This is a genomic window from Pantoea brenneri (assembly GCF_038594305.1).
Taxonomy (GTDB): Bacteria; Pseudomonadota; Gammaproteobacteria; order Enterobacterales; family Enterobacteriaceae; genus Pantoea; species Pantoea brenneri.
Window position 1 is genome coordinate 58,734 of the sequence record NZ_JBCGBG010000010.1, and the last position, 21,157, is coordinate 79,890.

Consider the following 21,157-nt stretch of genomic DNA (forward strand, 5'->3'; position numbering starts at 1 on the left):
GTGTTCGGTCTCATTGACGTTAGGGGTTTTTATGCCAGCGCTGAAAAAGTTTTCCGCCCTAATCTTAAAAATGCACCGGTTGCTATCCTCTCAAATAACGACGGCTGTGTGATTGCCCGCAGCCAAGAAGCAAAAAAATATGTAAAAATGGGCGAACCCTGGTTCAGGATCAAGCATCAGCAGTATCCCGTTAAGATCCATTTTTTCTCCAGCAACTATGCCCTCTACCATTCAATGAGCACCAGAGTGATGTCATGTATTGAAGAAGTGGTCCCTCGTCTGGAAGTGTATTCAGTGGATGAAGGGTTCTGTGACTGCACCGGTATGGAGATGACAATGCCCTATGAAGATTTTGGCCACATGGTCCGGATGCACGTAAAATCTTGCACCGGATTGACAGTTAGCGTTGGGCTTGGTCCGACCAAAACCCTGGCAAAATCGGCCCAGTGGGCAAGTAAGGAATGGCCACAGTTTCGCGGCGTGCTGGCTTTAACGCCCAATAACCCCGGGCGCATAGAGGCGATGCTTTTCAGACAGCCGGTTGAAGAAGTCTGGGGTGTTGGCTCCAGGATTAGCAAGCGACTTAATCTTCTGGGTATCAAAACCGCGCTCGACCTCTCTCGTGCCTCCCCCACTTTCATCCGTAAAAACTTCAGCGTCGTGCTGGAGCGTACCGTACGGGAGCTCAACGGCGAAGCCTGCATTGAGATGGAGGATGCTCCTCCGCCAAAGCAGCAAATCGTTGTCAGCCGCAGTTTCGGAGAACGTATTACAACCTATGATGCGATGCGCCAGGCCATTTGTACCTACGCCGAACGCGTTGGCGAAAAGCTGCGTGCTGATCGGCAGTTCTGCCATCACGTGTCGGTTTTTATCCGCACGTCACCCTTTGATACCGGTCAGCCAGGTTACGGCAGCACTGCGTATGTCAGGCTGCAGGTCGGCACGCAGGACACCCGTGACATTATTGAAGCCGCCGTAAAGTCGCTCGATACTATCTGGCGGCCCGGCTTCCGTTACGCAAAAGCCGGCATCATGCTTGATGAGCTGAGACCAAACGGCATTGCACAACTCAATCTGTTTGATGATGAAACGCCCCGTCCCGGCAGTGAGGCGCTGATGAATCTGATGGATAAAATGAACAGGTCAGGACGATACAACATTGGGTTTGCCGGAAAGGGGATCCAGCCAGAGTGGAGGATGAAGCGGGAGATGCTCAGTCATGCATGGACAACAAACTGGAAGCAGATCCCGGTGGCAAAAGTCTGTTAGGTAGCAAGCCTCCTGACGAATCGAGTAACCAATGTCACCGTGCTCTGTTAACTGGGACCGCAGTCCCAGTTGCTTTTCAAATGAAGTACAGCCTGAAAATATTCGTCCAGCAAGTTCGCCTGGGACCACGGTCCCAGGCGAGCTTTTTGGGTTGACACCACCTTTTACGACCAGGGCAAACCTTAGGTGCCGGGACGATTCAGCATACATTCCTCCAGAATTGATGAACTGGAGAACGGCATCCGGATATGAGACCGGTGTTTATCTATCTGGGACCGCGCTCCCGGTTACCATACGAGTAAGAAAGCGCAGCGAATGTCAGCCGGTTAAGGATGCGTGTGGATACAAGCACTGTATTCATGAATGCGGCCTGCCCACTTGCTGGGACCGCGGTCCCAGCAAGCGGACCGTTGCATACAGCAGCCGCGTTCAGCAACAGCGCAGGCTCTGTCACCGGCTGACTGACGGCGTAACTATCTGTCGTGCGTTGTGTCGTAGGCCAATGGCAAAAGGTGATGGCTGTTCCTTTTTTGTAAATCGTTCCCCGCCCATGACCGGCATTCAGGCTAAATGGTATATCCCGATAATCCGCGAGAGGAAACTCGGACACAGTTGCCGGAGCGGGGAACAGCTGTATCTCAAACCCTCTGCAAGAAAACCTCATTTAAATAGCCGGAAAGATTTACTGTGAAGCCTGACTGCGCACCGGGACCACGGTCCCAGGCAGAATCAAACATGACTGACATGCTGATGCCGCAGTGATGATTCGGGCATAATCCAGACGTTAAGATAATTACTCTTATTGATAATTACTCTTATCGGGGGTGAGCCGGGTATTCATCCACAGCAGAAAAATGCACGGCACCTGGCTGGGACCGCGGTCCCGGACAGGCACCGATCACGACCCGGTGTTAACAAAGAAGGTCAGATAATCTGGTCCAGAGTCACGGTGACCTGAACAATAACGTGTTGTGCTCAGCGGCAGGAACATAAAAATGAAAGTCTGAAGCGGGTGCAGGGGGATGAGAAGGGCGGCCGGAATGCAAATCGGGACCGTGGTCCCAGGAAAGGGAGAGGTATGCCGGCACTGACTGAACGGATCCGAATGTTACCCGGTACAGTGGATCGATTGCTTAAAGGAAGCTGGGACCACGGTCCCAGGTGTAAACGACGTCCCTTTGCTGGGACCGTGGTCCCAGCTAAATCATCAGTGCTGCAGTTGCGTCAACAGTTCTTCGAACCGGGCAATAAGTGACTCAGGGACCCTGGTTTTATCAAGACTGAATACCACCTTATTGCCCTTATACTGGGCCGAGGCACCAGGCGCAAAATCTTTCTTAATGGCAGGCTCCCGGACTGAAAATGCGCTTTTCGTCAGCGCCTTATTCAGTTCCTGCAGGATCTCATCTGCATCATACAGCAGGCCGTTTTTGCGGCCAGCCATCAGGGTCTGCGCCTGTTCATCCAGCAAAGATTCTTTGCCCTCAAATGCCTTAAATAATTGATCACCCGCTCTGGCCGAAAGCTCACCCGGATGTGAGAAGAGCGAGAGCACGTCATGCGGCAGCTTTGATGTGTTGACGCAGCGCGTAATGACTTTACGGGAAATGCCTTCCGCATCGGCGAGTGCCGAGATGTTATTCGCAAATTCTTTTTCCAGCCGCATCGCGTAGCGCCTGCCGCGTTCGTATGCGCTGGTCGGACGGTAATCATTGCCGAGCTTGCACAGTGCGTCCATCTGCTCATCGTCCAGATCGCCCGTCAGCACGCGATATTCAGACGACGTCAGGATGGCCGTCATGCGGCGGCGGCTGCCGTCTGCCACTTCTATCCCGTCCTTCACCTGACGACCAAACGCCGGGTTCTGCTGGCCGTTCAGCAGGAAAGAGGGGATGAGGTCGTCGAGGGCGTCTTCCGTCAGAAACGCCTGCACGCGCTCGTTGCCGCCCCAGACGCGGGTGGACTTTTCGACCTGACCGGCTGGCACGGTTTCCAGCGTGAACTTAACATCCCGTCCGCACACGGGCAGGACAATCGAATTCCCTTTGGTCATGCTGCCGACGCGGGCTATTAACGAATCTACCACCGGGGCAGCGTGCGCGGTGGACGGAGCTGCCGCAGAGGAAGAGGGGGATGCTTTAGCAATAATAGGTGCACGTTTCATCAGCGGATCTCCCAGCGTGGCTTGATCAGGCGGTCAAAGATTTCGTTGCAGACGGGCTCCCAGATGGCCAGCGCGTTTCGCCACGCGCCGGTGGAGGAGCGCTGGTCGATGGCCTGCTCAAACACGGTGCGCATCCTTATCTGTCCTTTGCCGACCTCATCGGTTTCGCGAACGACGTTCTTGAGCACCATGCCGCCCCAGGCGTCACGGATCTGCTCTTCCATCCACGGCGACTGCGAGCCGTTGTTGTTACTGTACTTGGTGAGCAGGATCCTGACGTCGGGCTCAAACCCCTGCAGGTCGACGTTTTTCAGCAGGTCGCGGAGCATGTCAAAGAACTGCAGGGCAGAGGTGTAGTCAAAAAGCTCGGCAGGCGTCGGCACGATCAGCACGTCCGCCGCGCACACCACGTTGATGGTCCCGATCCCGAGGTTTGGCGCGCTGTCGATAACGACCACGTCATAGTCCTGCGCCACCGACTCGATGGCGAGCCGGAGCATCATGTGGGGCTCGGTGGGCAGCTTGCCCTCGTCATAGCGCCCCATGAGTTCGGTTTCAATACGGTGCAGCGCCAGGCAGGACGGAATAATATCCAGCCCCGGCCAGCAGGTCGGCCGGACGGCATAGAAGGCGTCATCGCGCTCGCCGAGGTAGAAGGGCAGCAGCGTATCTTCAGCGTGAATGTGCAGGTCGGGCACCCAGCCGTGATACATGGAGGCCGTACCCTGCGGGTCGTTCCCTTCAACCAGCAGCACCCGCAGGCCCTTGAGCGCCAGATCCTGCGCCAGATGAACCGACACGGAGGTTTTGTAGACGCCGCCTTTGTGCGCGGCCACGCCAATCACGGGAGGGATACTTTCATCGGGCCGGCGCAGGCGGGTCCCGAAAACATCCCTCATGTGATTGATCTGTTCGATGGTATAGCCCACGCGCTGCTCCACCCGTCCGCGCATCTCCAGATCGGGGTAGGGCAGCCTTCCGGCCTTTTCGGCGTCGCGGATAGCCTGAGGCGACACGCCAATCAGATCGGCCGCTTCGCCAACGCGCCAGCGGCGCGTGATCTTCCGTGCCTCCGGGCTGTCGTCGTTAAACTGCGCTACGGCAATCGCCCGGGTCATTTCATGTCCGGCGGCGATGCACTGGTCGAGCGTATTCATCAGTCCCACACTAATCTCCTTATTAACTTTGCATCAACACATTAAATCTTGATATTTAATGCAAAGCAACACCAAACTTGCAAATAACGTCATTCAGTGCAAAGTTTCTGAATTCTGCCCCGCAGAGCGGTGCCGTATGTTCGCCTTACCAAGGCGCCGGCGTTGCGCGCAGCAGCTGCAGCGCCGCGCCGGTATCCAGGCTGAACCGCACCTGCTGCCCGGCGGCCACGTCCAGCGCAAACACCTTCGTATACACCTCTGTTGACTCGGACTTCTCGTGGCCAAGCAGCGCCTGGAGCACCTTGGGGTGAACGTGGTTGTAGAGCATGTGCATGGCAAAGCTGTGGCGGAAAGTGTGCGGCGACACCTCGGTGCTGAGCCGGATCCCGCCGCGCGCCGCATCGTCCACCGCCCGGGTCAGCCAGTTACGCACGGTGCGGTCGGACACGGTCCAGACGGGCAGGGCGCGGCGCTCGCCGGTCTCCGCGTCCGCCTCAAACTCCTCCCGGGTACTCGCAAACAGCCGTCTCATCTCGTCAACGTAGGCCGGATCGGAGAGCGGCACCACGCGGTTGGCGCTCTTCCCCCGGCGCGGACGACCGCCGCCGCTGCGCCGCTGCTTGGCGGTGCGGATCACCACGTGAGGTATGGATTCGTTCAGACGGAAGTCGCGGCGGCGCAGCGCCAGCACCTCGTTGATGCGCCCGCCGGTGTTCCACAACGTGTTGATCAGCGCGTGCTGCGTCCAGTCGGGGACGTGGTGAAGCAGGGCGGCGATTTCGGGGGCCAGCAGGTAGCGGGGCAGATCGGCGTAGGCCGACGCCATGGCGCGCAGCGCCAGCGCCCGCCCGAAGTCCGGCAGCGCGGCCACCGGGGACGGGGGAGCGAGATTGCTCTGCAAAGGAAGCGTCATATGACTCCGTGTTTGTCTGGCGACGCTGCGTGAATTCTGCAGGGGAATGGCCCCGAAACTTCTCCAGAATTCACGCAGCGACGTTTCGTCTTATATGGGGCTATTTTCGCCGGTTCCGGCGCCTGAGGCCACGTAAAAAACCCGCGGCGGCCGGGATCCGCTTTTTCCGATTTAGGTCAATATACCAGAAAACGGAAACAGATAGTTGGCGGGCGGGCGGGTAAAAGGATCCGCGCGGGATCCTGTTCAGCCTGGATACGGTAGGTCGGGAGTGTGCCGCCTGGCATATGTTGTGGTTTGAGCGCCGGCGGCGGGGCGGGGCGCGCCTTTCCTGAAATAACAGAAAGCGGAAAGGCCGGAAGAACAGAGTGAGCCCTACGCTGGCATTAATCTATTCCTGTTGGCAGGACAGAGCGGCGCGGAATTTTGACATGAAACTTCCCGTTATCCCGAGGTTCGGGTTCCTGAATAAGGCCAGCATCGGACAGTAATGTCAGGAATGCCGCCATACGCACGGGATCAACAGCATCAAACGTCGCCTCGGTTAACTGATTGAAGATTTTTTCCATCCCGGGCTCCGATGTCAGTCGGCTGCACTTGCGCAGCTCTTCTTTACCCTTTAATCCGCCGAGTATGAGAGACCGGAATAAATTATCCTTAAGCTCAGGATTATCAGTGACTTTCAGGAGTTCTATTTTAACATCTTCAGGCATGTCTAAATCACTCAGGGGCAGGGCGGCATAATAAGTCTCACATTCGGAGGCCAGGGCTTGTTTCGTAAATAAACTGAATAGTTCAGAGTTCATAATTTCCGACAGCAGTAGACCGGTAACCCGATCGTCTACGCCGCGCAAAATATAACGAGCAGAGTTAATCAGGAACTCATCGGAAAAGAGGCTGAACCAGGAAATAAACAGCGAAATATCTTTATCAAAATTAATTACGGGCAGTTCAGAAACATGCTTGAAATTATCCGTACTGAGCGCGATCTTTTTGTTGTCAATAAGCCGCTTCAGGTTGGTTGCACTAATCCGCGCGTCCAGATGGTGCTCATTGATCTCGATATTTGAGATGAGTTTAAGATAGGTATGTTCATCAAGGCCATCATTGCACACCACTTTCATATGTAGCAGGTCGTATTTGTCTCCGTCAACCACGCCTGGCCCCCCTGATGACAGGGCGTCAGCGTGACGGGAGAGGTATCCCGTCAGAATATCCATATCGCAGAGCTCGCAGATGTAGTCCATCAGCGAAGCCCAGTCAGGCTCAATCCGGTCGCAGAGATAAAACAGATCGTGTAATGAAATCTCTCGCCCCTCATGCGTGGTCTGCGGCTCATCAGGTATTCCGGCAAGCGAACTTAAAGTGAAGGGCATCTCACGAATGATATTCACCTTTACATCGTCACTGAGCCCGCAGAGCAACAGAACTTCGCGCACGGCGTCTCCTTTCTCATCCGACTGGCTGAACACGTGAAGCACAAAGGCATCCGGATGCTGCCTGAAATAGTTCATCATTTCAGGTACAGATTCTCTGGCCAGAGTCCATGGATACGACTGCCCATCCTTGATGGAAACGTTATCCTTATTCAGCAATGCAAAGAGTGCCACACCGACGTTATGCGAGTTCAGCGCATACAGACTTTCCCGACCAATGTATGAGATGCACTCCGACTCAATGCTGGTGAGCGGTATAAAAAGTTCACTGAACTTAACGTCCAGCTCCGCCAGGGTTTTGAGAAAGCCCGGAACCTGTCTTTCCTGGAGTGAAGAAATGATCCTGCTCCCTTCGGCCTCAATAAACTGGCGGAGACGGTCCTCATCTTCAGTTTCGACAGGTGAGACAGATGCCAGGATTTCAGTGAGGATCCCGGTACGGCTGTCGTTGTCGTCAGCCTCATCGAGAATATCGAGCATGTGGCCCAGATAGCCGTTTATTTCCATCGATATACGCAGGAAATTTTTAAATGTTTCAGGCGAGGTGACATGTTTTCTGATTTCGTCAAATACGCTCAGGATTTGCTTCCCGCTCAGGCCAAATAATATGGAAATCATCTCCTGTAAAACAGGTGATTTTTTTTCAAGAAGATGAGAGATTACCTGATAGTGGAACGCGCCAGGTCGGAAAATAAGGTTTAAATCCCTGAGTTCCTCAATAACCAGTTCAACACTATCCAGATTACCGAGTTCGTTGGCTTCAGCAGCACTGATATCCTGAGCAACGTTCCTGATATAACGGTTATCATGAGATGAAATTCCGCCTTCCTGGAAAATAGATCGATAACGCATAAAATCCTGATCGATGTAGCTTTCAGACACCAGAAAATAAAGTGCATCAATGCCACCGTATAGCATTTCATTTTCTAACGCCTGGCGCTGTTCTTTCCCCGTCTGAACATGCTCGCAGGCTTCTTTAATGTATTTCTCAGCAATAACCCCAAACTGTTCGCGTCCGATAGAACGAACTAGCTCGGAGAGGGGAATGGCATTCTTTTTTCTTATTTTTTCTCTTGCATTTCTCAATGATGCCTGAAGAGCGATATACTTTTTATTTTTTTCTTCGCCGATTGTTTTTTTACGTTTCGTGTATTCATTCAGTAACTCTTTTCTCTCTGTCGCTGTGATCTCATTATTATAGTTAGTAATGTTAGCTTTTTGACCAATGACAATTGTGTTAGAGAAATTAAGCAACTCAAGAAATGACTTCTCATCGGCCCTGAGTGATTCAGTGGAATACTGAGTTATATTTTGTCCATATCCGGAGTTAGACATTTTTGCGAAACTGAGATGTACAGAAACGGTTTCCGGAATAAAACGATCAATGATTTCATTGCGAATATCTTCCGGAAAAGCTGCTTTTTCCGCATTGATCGACTTAATTTCTTCCAGAAGTTCCTGTTCTTCCACCTCAAGATAATTGAAGTGATCATAATGCAGGGTTTTATTGATATAGTTTTCAATCAGAGAATACAGAACACCCAGATTTCTGTCTACGAGACTGTAATCGTGAGAGAACGTATTCTTGTAAAATATCATTGCGTATTGCTTGATTGGGACGTTCTGATGCCCTGCATTATTAATGAAAACCTGATATTCATTTGCAATATTTTGGAGACACCGCATATCTCTGATAAAAAGGGCTGTGTATTTAAGGCACTGTCTTCCGTCTGTAATAAGACTTCCCATCTTATCATTGAGCAAAGAGTATGCATTTTTATTATCCATGTAAGGGATGACGGGAAGTATGAAGTCAAAAAACTTTATCCTGGATTCTGGTTCTGAAAAGACATCGTCCCTGACAGAGTAGACAAACCTTAGCGTGTCGTGCTCATCAAGATTATTGTTAACTATCTTATTGATTTCACGTAGCTTAATGAAAATTTCTGGATTTTTCAAGCGGTCAAGATCTTCAAACACAACGACTCTGTATTCACTCAGTCTGGAGAAGAAATAAACAATTTCATCAAGACAGTTATTCAATAGTGACGATTTTTCAACCTGTGCCCCTTCGACTTCACCACTCAAAAATGCAATTTTGCTTAACTTAATTTTCTTGTCAAAGAACCCGGCTCGCGATGCGGCGTCTGCAATATAGTAAAGAGATATCAGGCTCAGTATAAAAACAGCACCTATATTTAAATAATAGAATTTCGCAAGCAGAGCCCCAAAATCAGGGGGTATACTGAATAATTCAGATATTTTTTTATAAAGTATTAATGATACCGCCATGCCTGCAGGTAACAGAAATTTAATGACAGAAATAAATATTCTTTTTATGTGTCTAGAGTTTCTGTTGAGTATCCTGTCAATCCGTGAATCTGGCAGCACATCGCTGTTTTCTTTATAAAGAATCTGTTGAAGTATACTTAGCTCAACCTGCTGATAATTTGCTTCTTTCGTTTTACTCTCCGGCATTTCAAAGCTGGCAAGTGAAACGTTTATAAACTTCCCTTTATACTGTTTTTGCAGATATGAATAAATAACTGTGCTTTTCCCGGCGCCATAGGGGCCAGTAATAGCGATATTTTTTACATCCTTTCTCGAAATCGCATATCTTAGAGCAGTGAAGTATTCCTGCATAGACGCATCGTCAATAATCTTAGCAGTCAGGGTATTATAATTTTCTAAATTTATATCACTCTCATCACCCTGTATATTTTGGTTATTTTTATGAAATGCATCTTTAAAAGCAATATTGATATCATTTAGTAATTTTTTTATTCTTTTCATCCAAAGAATGTCCTTTTCTGAAGCAATATGATGATTTTCTGGAATGAGAGCTGTTTGTCAGTTTGATTTTTATACACTGCTGTATTGCGATGGCCTGGGGATAGATAGACTTTAATACTGACAATAGGTCACCGATTAATACGTTATCCACACCTGTCTGGGAAAATGATCTTCTCCCGAACGGTTATGCTTAGCTCATGTGCCAGCTGGCAACTTATCCACCGGATAGATCAAATAATAAGATCATATTAGGATCAAGTTGAGATCAATAAAGAATAGGATCCGCGCTAAGTCACTGTTTTCGGGGCTCTTAGAGGATCTAGATACACTGTACAGGGGAGCGGATACACTGTACCGGGCAAATGATCCACTGTACAGGGGAAATAGTACACTGTGCCGGGTGGAATTGATCCACTATGACGGGTACTATAAAGATCTTATCCCCACTGGTCACAAATGAAGAATATCTATGGATAACAGTAATTTAGGACTAGTAATCAATGAGGAAGTAAAAGATTCAGGTGAAGTTATACATCTGATCCCTAACCTTCGTCAGACGATCCAGCCAAAAGTCCTGCTTCGCCTTGGTGTCTTTGTACCCACTCTTAAATCCACTGGGAAGGGTGGTCGTAAGAATCACAGCGTAGATGCGACTGACTCGCTGTCCAGATTATCCATTGTAGAGGGTGAGGGATACAATCAGATTCAGATTTATGGTCCGCGACTCGACATGGATACAGATTTCAAGGTCTGGGTTGGCATCGTCTACGCCTTGTCCACGAAGAAGATGGATAAGGATCATCATCTGGAGCTCAATTTCGCGGACTTTGCCAAATACTGTGGGTTTGATACCAAACGCATTGATAAACAGCTTAAAGAGCGTTTTGACGCCTCCCTGACGCGTATCGCGCGTACGAATATAAGCTTTGTTAAGGCGGTCCCCGGTACAGACGATCGTATCACCATAAACATGCACCTTGTTGAGTCGACTTACTACGACAGCAGTACGGGCAAAATCTTCATCAAACCCAACCAGAAGCTCAATACACTGTACCGGGTAGATGGGAAAACCCGACTCTATCTGAAGGCTCTTCAGGTGCTTTCCCGCAAGGAATCGGCACAGGCGTTGTACCTGTATCTGGCCGAATTGCCACCGAACTTTTACCGAATCGGTTTTGACCGATTACGCGAACGCCTGCAGCTGACATCGCATCTGGGCAACCAGAACGCCACGATTAAAAAAGCTCTGCAGCAGCTCAATGACATTGGCTTCCTCGAATACTCCGTTGAAAAAGAGGGCGGCGACTACGTCCTCAACATTCTCAAACGCAACCCCAAACTTTGATTTTCCCGGTATAGTGGATATCCTCCGATACCTTTAACGCAATTCATCCTGCACTTGATTCGTCTGGCATAACTGATAGCGAAGGTGATTTAGTCACAGTGTCACTTATATCCGTGATGGTTACCCTCTACCGTGGATAAGGATCGTTCACTACCCGCTGCAGTGTATGGGTAAACTGAGGCCTTAAACCGATTTAAAAGACGGTAGATGTCCGTCGATTTGCTGGAGGAGGATCTTAAAAAGATCTGAAGTGAAATTTATAATTCTTGAGTAATGATAACAAGTTTGTGAGTACTTACATACTCACATTGTAACTATTTCACGGGGTAGACCTTCTATTAAAGATTGCCTTCAATAACAGTTGATCCACTGGACAGGGTAAAGCAAGTACTTCCCAATCCACTATGTAGGGTGATTCTCATCGCAACATATCCACTGTACCGGGTAAGCACTGAACTGTTCTCCGGAAAGACTTCATTGCGTTGATAACCCGGTACAGTGGATACCCTTATCTGGTGGGCTGCATTGAACTAGTGGTGACAACGTCATGAAATCACGCCGGGCCACCATGAAATCTTGCTTAGTGATCCACTGTACCGGGTAACTTCTCTCTGATGATCCACTCTGCCGGGTAGACCCGTAAGGTTGATCCACTGCACAGGGTGGTTGAATGTAATTCTGTGTTCTGCTCATCCACTATATAGGGGGGGGGCGTGGCCACTCTGAGCAGGACACCATCTATATTAATGCCTGTAAGAACCTTCGTTGATTAATGACGTCATTAAACTTGTTGCTGTTCTTGGGCATCAGTGAGGATCGGTTTCTTCTTCCACTCTGCGCGAGATAATTTTTCCAAGAGATACGGGCTTTAGCGGGGGACGTATAAGGTAAAAGCCCTGCAGGGTGATCTGGCGCTTGTGTTCTGTCGCGATAATGCAGGCAATGGTGTGTTCGCACTGCCTGCCTTTGCTGGGGCCCATACCCGCCCGCGTGAATGCTTTAAGCATGGGACATGCATGGAGAAGCCAGTGTGGCTGCGAACCGAATGTCACTTGCGAAGTTGTTGCATACAATTGTTTCGTCTGATGGCGTTGCCAGGCGGATGTGATACTACCGACCCAGCGCGCGGAATGACCCAACACCACGGACGCGTTAAGTACCGGAAAGTTTTAACTGATTCAGCAACAGCAGTCCTCGGAGAGCGTCCCTCCTTCCCCTGGAACGCCGAACGCAGCCAGAGAAAGGAACGTCACCATTAACCTTGTGCGCAGGTATCGAGCCAACCTTCGAGGGTGTCGGCCCGAATAAGCTCAGCCACGTGGGTTGCTTGCGACTACATCGTTGGGTTTCCGGTATCAGGCAGAAATTAATAAGCAGGATCTGTGCTTTACCTACCGGCATCACGCCAATTAGCGGCCATCCTGAAAAGAGGGGCGGTCTTTCCTTCACGACGGAGAAATACGCGCCGAGCAAGATCAATCTGCCACGACAGAGTATTGAGGCTGATTACCCGGAATTCGGCAGCAGCAGCCCCTGCCTGAGATACGTCTTATTTTCGGATGAAGGGTGAAGATATTCTGGTTAAAATTATCTTAACAGCTTCAGTCTAACTCTTTTGAAAAGCTTAATTTTATATTATTAAACGACTGGAAGTACCAGCCGTTTAACAAGCACAATATAAATCATGTATTGATACTCTTGATTTGACTATCAATATTCTACGAACAACACTTTAACCATTAGGGTATAAGCCCCAGAATTCCTTCCTCATACGCGGTGTACGCAAAAGAAACGTAATCATGTTCATCTCCACGATTATCATCTTTAATTTCTAAAATTCGTCCAATTAAGAAACTCCCGTCAGATTTTTTGTAGAGGAATGCTTCTCCAGTGTTGATTTTATAGTTGAAAGATGAATCGTCATAAGTGCTGATATCGATTAAATCTTCTTTATCTTTATTTTTTATTCTAGCTATCTTGCAACCAGAACTGCCATTGTAAATATATATGCTTTTATTGCTAGCTTTACTAAACTTCAGGTTAAAGCTCATATTGTCTACAGAGATGTTTATCATGCCATTATTTTGAGAATAGTCAAACCCAGCCACATTGCCTGAATTATAATTAGAAATAATGTTTGAGCTTTTGAAATTGGTAAATTCTGCTCTTTTTATTTCATTGACTACTTCAGGTGAAATGTTGTTTTCAGAAAGGAGTTCGTCAAATTTCATTAACCTAATGTGTTGATTGTTCGTTTTTCTCTGAAATTCATCAATGAGTTCTGGGCGAACATAAAGGGCCTCTTTTTCACCACGAACAAACCAGTCACTTTTTTGTTCGCCGGTAACAAAAATCACGTCCTTTTTCTCGCGGGCACTAGTTTCAATCAAGGTCATCCATATCAGGAAGTCGCCAATCCCTGTGTCATCTTTTGTACTGTCTTTATAACCCGGAGGGCATTGGGTATCTTGACGGAACTCCCAATTATCAATAGCATCCTTCTCAGACATGTTTAAAGGGATCATGTTGCTTTTATCAAAAATTTTACTATAAATAATGGTGATAGGATCATTTCCTCGCCAGGACTTTATATCATCTACCATTTTTGAATAGGATGATTTGTACTTTTTTATTAATTCATTAACGTTTTTAGATATTTCACCAAGCTCACTGAACTGTTCCATATGCTGAAAAAGCTTGGAAAGTTCCAATTCAGGTGGAGAAATACGTGATTTTTTATCGTTTAGCGCTTTAACGAGGTCGGCAAGCTTGCCATCCCTGTTTTTTATAAACTCTCGCGCCACACGTTCGGGAATAAAAATCCTTTCTTCATCTTTGAATTTTTTTAAGTAGAGTTTCAATCTCAGTAATATCTTTTTTACCCAGTTGATCGGCTACATAAGGTAACAATAAGACATTTGTATCAAGTATGATTAAGTTTTTTTCGTCCGTGCTGGACAGGAATTTCTGTGGTTTAAAAACATTATCTACTGTAGGAAAGTGTCTTTCCAGTGCAAAAATATTATCAGGTTTTTTTTCATCTGTTTTCTTGGTCATTCCTGCTTCTCCATTTATGGTCGATTAATGACAGATTATACAGATGTGTTTTAAGTTTAACTTATTGAAGTTAAATCGGTTTTTTGTTGAATTTATCTTTCTGATGCAAATTTTCAGCATTTATCTCTTTTGCTCGGTAATTGCGCTAGGGGGCAAATATGAGAATTGAAGGTACTCTAAAACGTTTAATAAACCCATCAATTCTTTTTTCGATGTTAGGGTTTATTAACGAGGTAATTTGGTAAAGTGAGTATTTTTCACTGTACTTATTCATTGGATACTGCCGCCAAGATAAACCGTAAAATTGAAAGCTTAAATACCTTCTGTCAACCAGCGATGAATACTGATGCCCTTTAAGTAGCTTGTAGCAGTGGCAGTAATGAAAGGAATACTGTAATTTAAATGTAAAGATTACTCTTACGGTCGCTACATATGTCTATGTATAGCTGATCTGAAAAACATGGATATATTTTGGTTAGGAGCAATTCACGGCATGGTAAATGTTAATAAACCCGCACCACTCCCTGACTCTGTTGTCACGGAAATGTATGATTTTGTTGATAAATATGTTGCACCTATAAATTTTTTTCCCCGCGGAGATCCACGAAATCCTCCTGGCGATCAATGGGGTACTGGATGGCTGGTAGAGGGTCCCAATGGGCCGATTCTGGCCACTTGCGAACATGTGGCCATTAAGCAATCACAAGGACAACTTGGTTATTCGTGTCATGGCAGTGAATGTGGAATATCTGTTGGTAGTCAATTTTCCCTCCATCCCTTTCCTTTAGACTTTGCCAATGCTGATATCTCTAAGACTTTCCGACGCTTGGAGCATAAAGGGGAATGCACCACCATTAATCACTACGCTGTAAGTCATTGCCCAGTTAAAGATGAATATCTCTATGCTTACGGGTTCCCGGGAGAGGACGCTTTAGCAGGTTTTGGCCAGCATGAAGTAAAAGGGATGGGTGTGTTTTTGCGTGAAGTTGAATTTGATCCCGCTAATTTCCCCCAAATACCGGTACCAGTTAAAGGTACTCATATTTGTTGTGCATGGAATACAGAGCTGGCCACTCCGTTAGTGGGTACGACCGGAAGCTTATCCCTCCCGAATGGGATGAGTGGTTCTCCATTGTGGAATACGAGGTATATCGAAGTTACCCAAGCGGGAGGGGTATGGACCCCGTCGGAAGCTCGGATCACTGGCATAGTGTGGGGGCATTCAGCAAAAACGAGCCATCTCTTTGCTACGCCGATAAATTCATTTCTACATCTATTTTTTTAAGTAAATTAGCCGGACTTACCATGTAGTGCGAAGGTGAGGCCGGCTGTATCAGATCTATAGAATCAGTAAGATCTAGCTGGGAAAATGCATCATAGCGTCGCAGGCGTTTTCAGGAACAACCAGAGTGACGTTAAGGCGTTATGTGTGATCAGGTCAGTATCATCTAAGCCCAGTTAAAAGTGAAAATCGCGGTGCTTTTGTGTTAATTATGTTATTAATCATAACAATACAAAAGTGCACAAAACATTTATTATGTTAAATGTCGTGTCCCGGGCTCGCTAAAACTCAGCTATACCCTTCTTTCTACCCAAAATCATTTGTAGCTAGACAGGATTTCGAGAGACTACTCCACAATCCAGCGGTTGGATACTTCCAGTTAGCCATTAGCCAGTCATGTTGTAGGCTGCCATCCTTTTCAAAGATCGACTTGCCCTGTGAAAGGGGAAATTTGTAATGGTGTGGTTCATCCTCAGGCCCGACGTATACCGTTGCTTCGATTGCCGCACCGGGACCGTAAACATCGGAGAATCGACTGTTTAACTCAGCAATAAGATATTGCTCTGCAACGGTATAAGGCTCTTCGGGAGTAGCCACAAACACTTCACTGAAAGGAGGCTGATCAAGCAAATCGGCCATACCCGGCAGCTCAATGGCTCTGCTTAACATCACCCATTTTGTCTCACCTGGCGCGATACTGAGGGGTTTATTCGCATTTTTGTCTGAGGAAAGCGAACAGCGCCCATACCAGCCTGCTTTTCCTTCACGCGCAACATGACTGTCAGTGATTTTAATACGCGCAGCCGTCAACATGACTGAAGTGCTGCCGTAATTACGAAGTTCCATTATCAGGAAAGCATCGTCGCGCGCTTCGCGGATATCCGGTCTGAACCGGTATGGTTTCAGTCGTGCTTTGATGACAACGAGACTCTCTTTTTTACTGCTTAGCAGTTGTTTCAGGCTGCTAAACGTGTCGCCAATGTCATTGATATAGCCGCACAACACTGCTAACAAAACCAGCGCGCCGGTGGCTTTAGCTCTATGCGTCAAAAGGATGCGCCATAATTTAGATCTAAAATTCAAAGAATTGCGAAACATATCGACTTTTCAGTGGGATGAGAGTTAATGCATCAATTTACAATATGCACTGCAACCAGCGAAACAGCTATGCCTTGCTTTCTTCATGGCTAATCGTGGACAGATAGTGCAGGAAAGGCGTGTTTGGATCAGGTTTCTGCTTCCAACCGGCGCGTGATAGTAATGTATCAACAGCAGAATTTTCGGCGGTAATGCGAACGGCCACTGCTCGAATCAGACTCCCATCCTCATCGAACCCGGTTTCAAGATCGGCTTTTCTGATGAACACTCCCGGAACCTTTGGGCTGACTCTAACAGCGTGGCGCCCTTCCCATTCTGATTCAGCGAGAACACCATAGTTGATCCCTGTCAGCTTGATAGCGTGCATCACGTGCTGTAGGCGGAAGAGGTCATTCTGAGCGAGCAAATCACCGCTGCTGGCCCGCCAGAGATATTCAAGCTTACCGGGCAGATCAGCCTGAAAACCTTTTTCCCGGCCCTCTTTTAGCAGCCATCGAATGTCATTCGCCAGTTCACGCCGAAACAGACGTTTCTTCTCCGCAGTCGCTAGCCATCTGCACAAAAAAAGATTTTCCTGAGCGGGAGAGTTTACTGCCCCTGTCTGTCGAGCCAGGGCAAGAGCAATCAGGCCGCACCAGGCGAGGTGATCCACGTAGAGATTAGAAGTATCCATATTCGAAATTCATACTTTTTATTGCTTTTAACCTTGTGCCGGACCGCCACTCTTCAGGTGAATCACGCAAGAGACTTATGCTGGCGTTGCTAATACCATGAATAAAAAGACCTTATCATACTTACCTGAAGCATTTTACCAGCATTTTCACACTCTTTTTATGCCAGCCATATTGTACGCTATCGTTTTCGAGCAAGCGTGAAAAGTGTAAGTTGCACCCTGAGGAGGATAAATGTGTACTCTATTTATCCTCGATGATAGAGTGAGATCTCAATCATGCTGAGGGCCGCGCGTGATTTTTAACAGAAGCTGCCATACATAAAGGCCTAATCAATCTAGGAAACAGATAAAACCAGCCAGGAAACGCAGCCAGTCTGTTTAGCCGGTGCGTTCTCCACTAACCGGAGTTCACAATGTCGCAAACCATGTCCCAGAAACTCGCTAGAGACAGTCTCGGAAATGCTGAAACCTTTGCAGGAGGTGTTTACGTAACCAAAAACGGTGTAGCTGAATTATTCATTCAGACGGCCGCAGAACGTGATGCGGAGCTGCGTGAAATGAAAGAGGAACGCAATATAAACGCCCTTTTCAAGCTGGCCACGCTGGCTAAAAAGGAAATCGAAGAAGGCAAGGGCATGACCCCGGAAGAAGCCCGGAGAAAACTGCGTGAGGCCAGAAAATAACATCGAGGTATTGAGTGTCGCAGCAATTCAACGTGATTATCGCACCTATGGCGGTGCAAAGTTTATCGGATATCGAATCGTATAAGAGCGGATTTATCGGCACTCAGAGAGCAATGGAACTGGTTGATTTTTTGCTCGATGATGCGATCGAAGCCATTGAACAGGATCCGACAAGATATCGTTTCAACTTTCTTCTTCAGAACAGAGGCATGTTGCTTCGTGAGCGACTGGATGTTGAAAACGAGTATCGCGTGCTGTATGACTTTGACGGAAAAAACATCGAGATATTGATGTTTGTCAGCATGAAACAGGATTTTGAAAAGCAGTTGTACCGGTATAACCTTCTACACTGACACTCAATGCCCGGCGCGCCGGGCTTTCTTTTATATTTCTGACGATTCAATCTTAACCTTAGGGCTGATGGGCAGCCGTAAAATGATAAAAACCGTTCACATCTATTCAATGGGGAGTTGCAATGCGCAGAGTCGCGAGGGATTTGCGAGAGTGCTGATAGAGCGAAATAATCAGAAAACCCCGCTGACGTTTCACTATCAGGACACTACTTCAAAACGGAGCATAATTCAGGGACTGATTGATGGTGCCCTGCAGCTGGACGAAGCATGCCACGTAGTGCTTGTCACCTCAACACGACTCGCCCTGGAAAAGGCTGAGATAGGCGAAGGTCCAAATCGTGATCTCATTTACGAGCTTTACCGCGTTTTGCTAGCGCGCGGTTGCACGTATGATTTTGAGTTTCGGGAAGGACAAGGCGCGGCGCTCAATAAGTACATACTGTCTGACGCTTCCTGATTTAGAAATATCCCTTAATGAAAGATATCATGCGTCTGTAACCCAGCATCCCCGCTAAAAGTCCTGAACTCGATGTCATTTTTCAAATGAACGGCCCTTAGAACGCTACACAGCAAGCCTCAGATATAATTAACTCACCTATTCGATCATCGCCCTGCTCGACCGCCGTTTAAGCAGCAGCCTTTCATGCGCACTGAAGTCAGACGGTCGCAGACGAAAGAAAGAACCCGCAGCTAAAACCCACATCAACGACGAACTCATTAGTTACAGCATCCATTATTACAGCGACTGCAGTTCCGGCCCTTCGGGCCGGGCGGCGGCGGCTGGTCAGTGGGGGCAACCGGGCTTCAGGTACGGCGCCGGGGTTTTGCCCGAGAGGGGCGCGGGGTTTCAGGTTCGGCTCGGATGGGGGGGTAATAATAGCATTAATGAATGCTGTAACTACTGCGCATTGCCCGCCGCCTGCCGGCGGGAGCTGCTTCCCGTTCTGAGCGGCGCGGGCGCCTGCGGCCGCTGCAAGCGAAGGCATTAAATTTATCCTCGGCAGATGCCTGCATGAAAACCTTATTTATTATTTTGATTATTCTTTCTGACGTTAGTCAGGAATGTTTTGCGCGTAGCAGTAATGGTGTATGCAGGTAATCCCCGAATATTAATTGCAGGTAACTGTGATAAAAAAAATGCGGACACTGCGCGTGGCCGCTTTTCCCGCTTCCGGTGACCCGTTGCCGGCGCTACTGCGCCCTTTCAACATCCTGCACAAACGCCACCACCGCCAGTCAAGGCGGTAAAAATAAGAGGGAGGCGTCAGTGAACGATATCGGGCATCTCTGGCCGCGCGGGCTCATAATCGAGGCCCAGCTCCAGCTGCCGCAGGCACTTCCACACCAGGCGATCAAAGTCGTCAGGTGGAAGGTCTCGCCATACGTGGGACGGCCGTTCGCGCAGCAGTTTGGCCATAGCATTACGCCGGTCATCAAGCGGCAGCCTGCTCAGGCGTTTACGGCGCTTCTGCCTGGGCGCTTTATCCCGCCGGCTTATCAGCGTGGCCATGCGCATGTTTTCATACCAGCGCCGGCGAGCGGTGCGAACTGAAGCGTGTGTACCCGGCTCAACTATGCCGTCAGCTTCTGCAGCAAGGCGCGCGTTACGCTCTGCGAGAAACTTATCCATGTCGATGCCGCACAGCTGCCAGAACTGATCCGTCAGTACGATAGGGGTCCGCTTGGAAAACGGAAAATATCCTACGCTAAGGATGTTTTTTATACCGATTGAAGTGCGATGTCCGTTCCCCCCACAGTTCTGGGTCAGCTGACATCGCGTTATCCCTAAATTTTGGCCTGATTGACGCGCGCTGACAAATCCTGATGACTTTCCTTGCGTTCACTGTAGCGATCGGCAAGGTACTCCGTATGACCTTTCAGCAGCAGAGTGATTTTGAACAGCTCTTCTACCACATCCACGATGCGGTCATACCAGGAAGATGGTTTCATGCGCCCGTTTTCATCAAATTCCTGCCAGGCTTTCGCCACGGAGGACTGATTCGGGATGGTGAACATGCGCATCCAGCGTCCCAGAATACGCATCTGATTCACAGCATTGAAAGACTGAGAACCGCCACAGACCTGCATGACCGCCAGCGTTTTTCCCTGGGAAGGACGAACTGCGCCTTCTGACAAAGGGATCCAGTCAATCTGAGCCTTCATTATCGCACTCATCGCCCCGTGACGCTCCGGGGAACTCCAGACCATGCCGTCACACCATCTCACCAGTTCGCGCAGCTCCGTCACTTTAGGGTGAGTTTCTGGTGCATCATCAGGCAGAGGTAAACCGGACGGGTTAAACGTTTTGACCTCAGCCCCCATGGCTGTCAGCAGTCGGCCAGCTTCTTCGGCGGCAAAACGGCTGTATGAACGTTCACGTACTGACCCATACAGAATCAGGATACGTGGTGGTGCCGGATGTTGTAGCCGCTCAGCGATCTGCCTGTCGAAACACTCAGTATTCAGGGCTGGAAACTGATCCATTTTTTCTTCCTCTCTAAAATCGATAATGTTCAAAACAACACATATGTTTTATCATATGTGTATTCTAAGTTTACCGGAAGAGAAAATGCTACAGCCTGTTCAGCTTTTCAAAATTCTGTCAGACGAAACCCGTCTGGCTATCGTGATGCTTCTCAGGGAATCGGGAGAGATGTGCGTGTGTGACCTTTGCGGGGCCACCTCCGAGTCGCAGCCCAAAATTTCCCGGCATATGGCAATCCTGCGGGAGGCTGAGCTGGTACTGGACCGTCGGGAAGGGAAATGGATCCACTATCGACTATCCCCACATATACCTGCCTGGGCCGCTGAAACCATCACTACGTCCTGGTTATGCCTGCGGGAGGATGTCCGGGAATGGCTGGAAAAATCCACGTCGTCATCCTGTTAAATGACACGTATACACATTCTTTAAATCATATGTAATAGGAT

The 21,157-nt window shown here is 48.5% G+C and carries 18 protein-coding genes; 7 read left to right on the forward strand and 11 right to left on the reverse strand.

Annotated features, from left to right (window positions below; translation table 11 throughout):
* Positions 1 to 1,272 (forward strand): translesion error-prone DNA polymerase V subunit UmuC, encoded by a 1,272-nt coding sequence (umuC, locus tag AABB92_RS22170; protein ID WP_031377972.1) that lies wholly within the window; start codon positions 1 to 3, stop codon positions 1,270 to 1,272.
* A gap of 1,207 nt (positions 1,273 to 2,479) precedes the next feature.
* On the opposite strand, the gene AABB92_RS22175 is transcribed toward umuC, so the two are convergent.
* The 4 genes from AABB92_RS22175 to AABB92_RS22190 all read right to left on the reverse strand — a co-directional run bounded on the left by AABB92_RS22175 (position 2,480) and on the right by AABB92_RS22190 (position 9,735).
* Positions 2,480 to 3,436 (reverse strand): ParB/RepB/Spo0J family plasmid partition protein, encoded by a 957-nt coding sequence (locus tag AABB92_RS22175; protein ID WP_031377973.1) that lies wholly within the window; start codon positions 3,434 to 3,436, stop codon positions 2,480 to 2,482.
* The gene (sopA, locus tag AABB92_RS22180; protein ID WP_031377974.1) at positions 3,436 to 4,602 is read right to left on the reverse strand and encodes a plasmid-partitioning protein SopA; all 1,167 of its coding nucleotides are present in this window, start codon (positions 4,600 to 4,602) and stop codon (positions 3,436 to 3,438) included. The genes AABB92_RS22175 and sopA overlap by 1 nt, the downstream gene beginning before the upstream one ends.
* Positions 4,603 to 4,738: 136 nt before the next feature.
* Entirely contained in the window at positions 4,739 to 5,506 is a 768-nt protein-coding gene (locus tag AABB92_RS22185) for a tyrosine-type recombinase/integrase (RefSeq protein ID WP_046289569.1), read from the reverse strand.
* Positions 5,507 to 5,892: 386 nt separating this feature from the next.
* A complete protein-coding gene (locus AABB92_RS22190; RefSeq protein WP_052720689.1) occupies positions 5,893 to 9,735 on the reverse strand; it encodes a YobI family P-loop NTPase in 3,843 nt (1,280 codons plus the stop codon).
* Between the two features lie 469 nt (positions 9,736 to 10,204).
* Between AABB92_RS22190 and AABB92_RS22195 the strand changes: the two genes are divergently transcribed.
* A complete protein-coding gene (locus tag AABB92_RS22195) occupies positions 10,205 to 11,080 on the forward strand; it encodes a RepB family plasmid replication initiator protein (protein WP_235321467.1) in 876 nt (291 codons plus the stop codon).
* Positions 11,081 to 11,886: 806 nt separating this feature from the next.
* Here the strand turns inward: AABB92_RS22195 and AABB92_RS23505 are convergent.
* The 3 genes from AABB92_RS23505 to AABB92_RS22205 all read right to left on the reverse strand — a co-directional run bounded on the left by AABB92_RS23505 (position 11,887) and on the right by AABB92_RS22205 (position 14,137).
* Positions 11,887 to 12,087, reverse strand: coding sequence for a hypothetical protein (locus AABB92_RS23505; protein WP_031378075.1), 201 nt, complete (start codon positions 12,085 to 12,087; stop codon positions 11,887 to 11,889).
* A 732-nt stretch (positions 12,088 to 12,819) separates the two neighbouring features.
* Positions 12,820 to 13,941, reverse strand: coding sequence for a PIN-like domain-containing protein (locus AABB92_RS22200; protein WP_046289568.1), 1,122 nt, complete (start codon positions 13,939 to 13,941; stop codon positions 12,820 to 12,822).
* Complete coding sequence (locus tag AABB92_RS22205) at positions 13,910 to 14,137, reverse strand: hypothetical protein (protein WP_031378078.1); 228 nt, start codon at positions 14,135 to 14,137, stop codon at positions 13,910 to 13,912. Before AABB92_RS22205 ends, AABB92_RS22200 begins: the two co-directional genes overlap by 32 nt.
* A gap of 460 nt (positions 14,138 to 14,597) precedes the next feature.
* Between AABB92_RS22205 and AABB92_RS22210 the strand changes: the two genes are divergently transcribed.
* Positions 14,598 to 15,422: a hypothetical protein gene (locus tag AABB92_RS22210; RefSeq protein WP_152610014.1), complete on the forward strand. Its 825-nt coding sequence runs from the start codon at positions 14,598 to 14,600 to the stop codon at positions 15,420 to 15,422.
* Positions 15,423 to 15,725: 303 nt separating this feature from the next.
* On the opposite strand, the gene AABB92_RS22215 is transcribed toward AABB92_RS22210, so the two are convergent.
* The gene (locus AABB92_RS22215; RefSeq protein ID WP_031378079.1) at positions 15,726 to 16,517 is read right to left on the reverse strand and encodes a hypothetical protein; all 792 of its coding nucleotides are present in this window, start codon (positions 16,515 to 16,517) and stop codon (positions 15,726 to 15,728) included.
* A 67-nt stretch (positions 16,518 to 16,584) separates the two neighbouring features.
* Complete coding sequence (locus AABB92_RS22220) at positions 16,585 to 17,190, reverse strand: DUF2913 family protein (RefSeq protein WP_031378080.1); 606 nt, start codon at positions 17,188 to 17,190, stop codon at positions 16,585 to 16,587.
* Positions 17,191 to 17,603: 413 nt separating this feature from the next.
* Here AABB92_RS22220 and AABB92_RS22225 point away from each other — a divergent pair, with 413 nt between their 5' ends.
* The 3 genes from AABB92_RS22225 to AABB92_RS22235 are packed head-to-tail and all read left to right on the forward strand — an operon-like array spanning position 17,604 to position 18,683.
* Entirely contained in the window at positions 17,604 to 17,873 is a 270-nt protein-coding gene (locus AABB92_RS22225) for a hypothetical protein (RefSeq protein ID WP_031378081.1), read from the forward strand.
* A gap of 14 nt (positions 17,874 to 17,887) precedes the next feature.
* Positions 17,888 to 18,226, forward strand: coding sequence for a type II toxin-antitoxin system RelE/ParE family toxin (locus tag AABB92_RS22230; protein ID WP_031378082.1), 339 nt, complete (start codon positions 17,888 to 17,890; stop codon positions 18,224 to 18,226).
* Complete coding sequence (locus tag AABB92_RS22235) at positions 18,189 to 18,683, forward strand: hypothetical protein (protein WP_161797062.1); 495 nt, start codon at positions 18,189 to 18,191, stop codon at positions 18,681 to 18,683. Before AABB92_RS22230 ends, AABB92_RS22235 begins: the two co-directional genes overlap by 38 nt.
* Before the next feature lie 807 nt (positions 18,684 to 19,490).
* Here AABB92_RS22235 and repA read toward each other — a convergent pair.
* Together repA and arsH are read right to left on the reverse strand one after the other, a co-directional pair.
* Positions 19,491 to 20,009, reverse strand: coding sequence for a plasmid replication initiator RepA (gene repA, locus AABB92_RS22240; protein WP_342557952.1), 519 nt, complete (start codon positions 20,007 to 20,009; stop codon positions 19,491 to 19,493).
* A gap of 2 nt (positions 20,010 to 20,011) precedes the next feature.
* Complete coding sequence (gene arsH, locus AABB92_RS22245; RefSeq protein ID WP_013572668.1) at positions 20,012 to 20,710, reverse strand: arsenic resistance NADPH-dependent reductase ArsH; 699 nt, start codon at positions 20,708 to 20,710, stop codon at positions 20,012 to 20,014.
* Positions 20,711 to 20,795: 85 nt separating this feature from the next.
* Between arsH and AABB92_RS22250 the strand changes: the two genes are divergently transcribed.
* On the forward strand, positions 20,796 to 21,116 hold the full coding sequence (locus AABB92_RS22250) for a transcriptional regulator (protein WP_013583071.1): 321 nt from the start codon (positions 20,796 to 20,798) through the stop codon (positions 21,114 to 21,116).
* Positions 21,117 to 21,157: the final 41 nt, after the last annotated feature.

Bases quoted from the DNA above. Each gene is read 5' to 3' on its own strand.
- AABB92_RS23505 (WP_031378075.1), bottom strand. From the start codon at position 12,087: ATGCTTAAAGCATTCACGCGGGCGGGTATGGGCCCCAGCAAAGGCAGG.
- AABB92_RS22205 (WP_031378078.1), bottom strand. From the start codon at position 14,137: ATGACCAAGAAAACAGATGAAAAAAAACCTGATAATATTTTTGCACTG.
- AABB92_RS22185 (WP_046289569.1), bottom strand. From the start codon at position 5,506: ATGACGCTTCCTTTGCAGAGCAATCTCGCTCCCCCGTCCCCGGTGGCC.
- AABB92_RS22175 (WP_031377973.1), bottom strand. From the start codon at position 3,436: ATGAAACGTGCACCTATTATTGCTAAAGCATCCCCCTCTTCCTCTGCG.
- arsH (WP_013572668.1), bottom strand. From the start codon at position 20,710: ATGGATCAGTTTCCAGCCCTGAATACTGAGTGTTTCGACAGGCAGATC.
- AABB92_RS22195 (WP_235321467.1), top strand. From the start codon at position 10,205: ATGGATAACAGTAATTTAGGACTAGTAATCAATGAGGAAGTAAAAGAT.
- AABB92_RS22210 (WP_152610014.1), top strand. From the start codon at position 14,598: ATGGATATATTTTGGTTAGGAGCAATTCACGGCATGGTAAATGTTAAT.
- AABB92_RS22220 (WP_031378080.1), bottom strand. From the start codon at position 17,190: ATGGATACTTCTAATCTCTACGTGGATCACCTCGCCTGGTGCGGCCTG.
- AABB92_RS22250 (WP_013583071.1), top strand. From the start codon at position 20,796: ATGCTACAGCCTGTTCAGCTTTTCAAAATTCTGTCAGACGAAACCCGT.
- AABB92_RS22225 (WP_031378081.1), top strand. From the start codon at position 17,604: ATGTCGCAAACCATGTCCCAGAAACTCGCTAGAGACAGTCTCGGAAAT.
- AABB92_RS22215 (WP_031378079.1), bottom strand. From the start codon at position 16,517: ATGTTTCGCAATTCTTTGAATTTTAGATCTAAATTATGGCGCATCCTT.
- AABB92_RS22190 (WP_052720689.1), bottom strand. From the start codon at position 9,735: ATGAAAAGAATAAAAAAATTACTAAATGATATCAATATTGCTTTTAAA.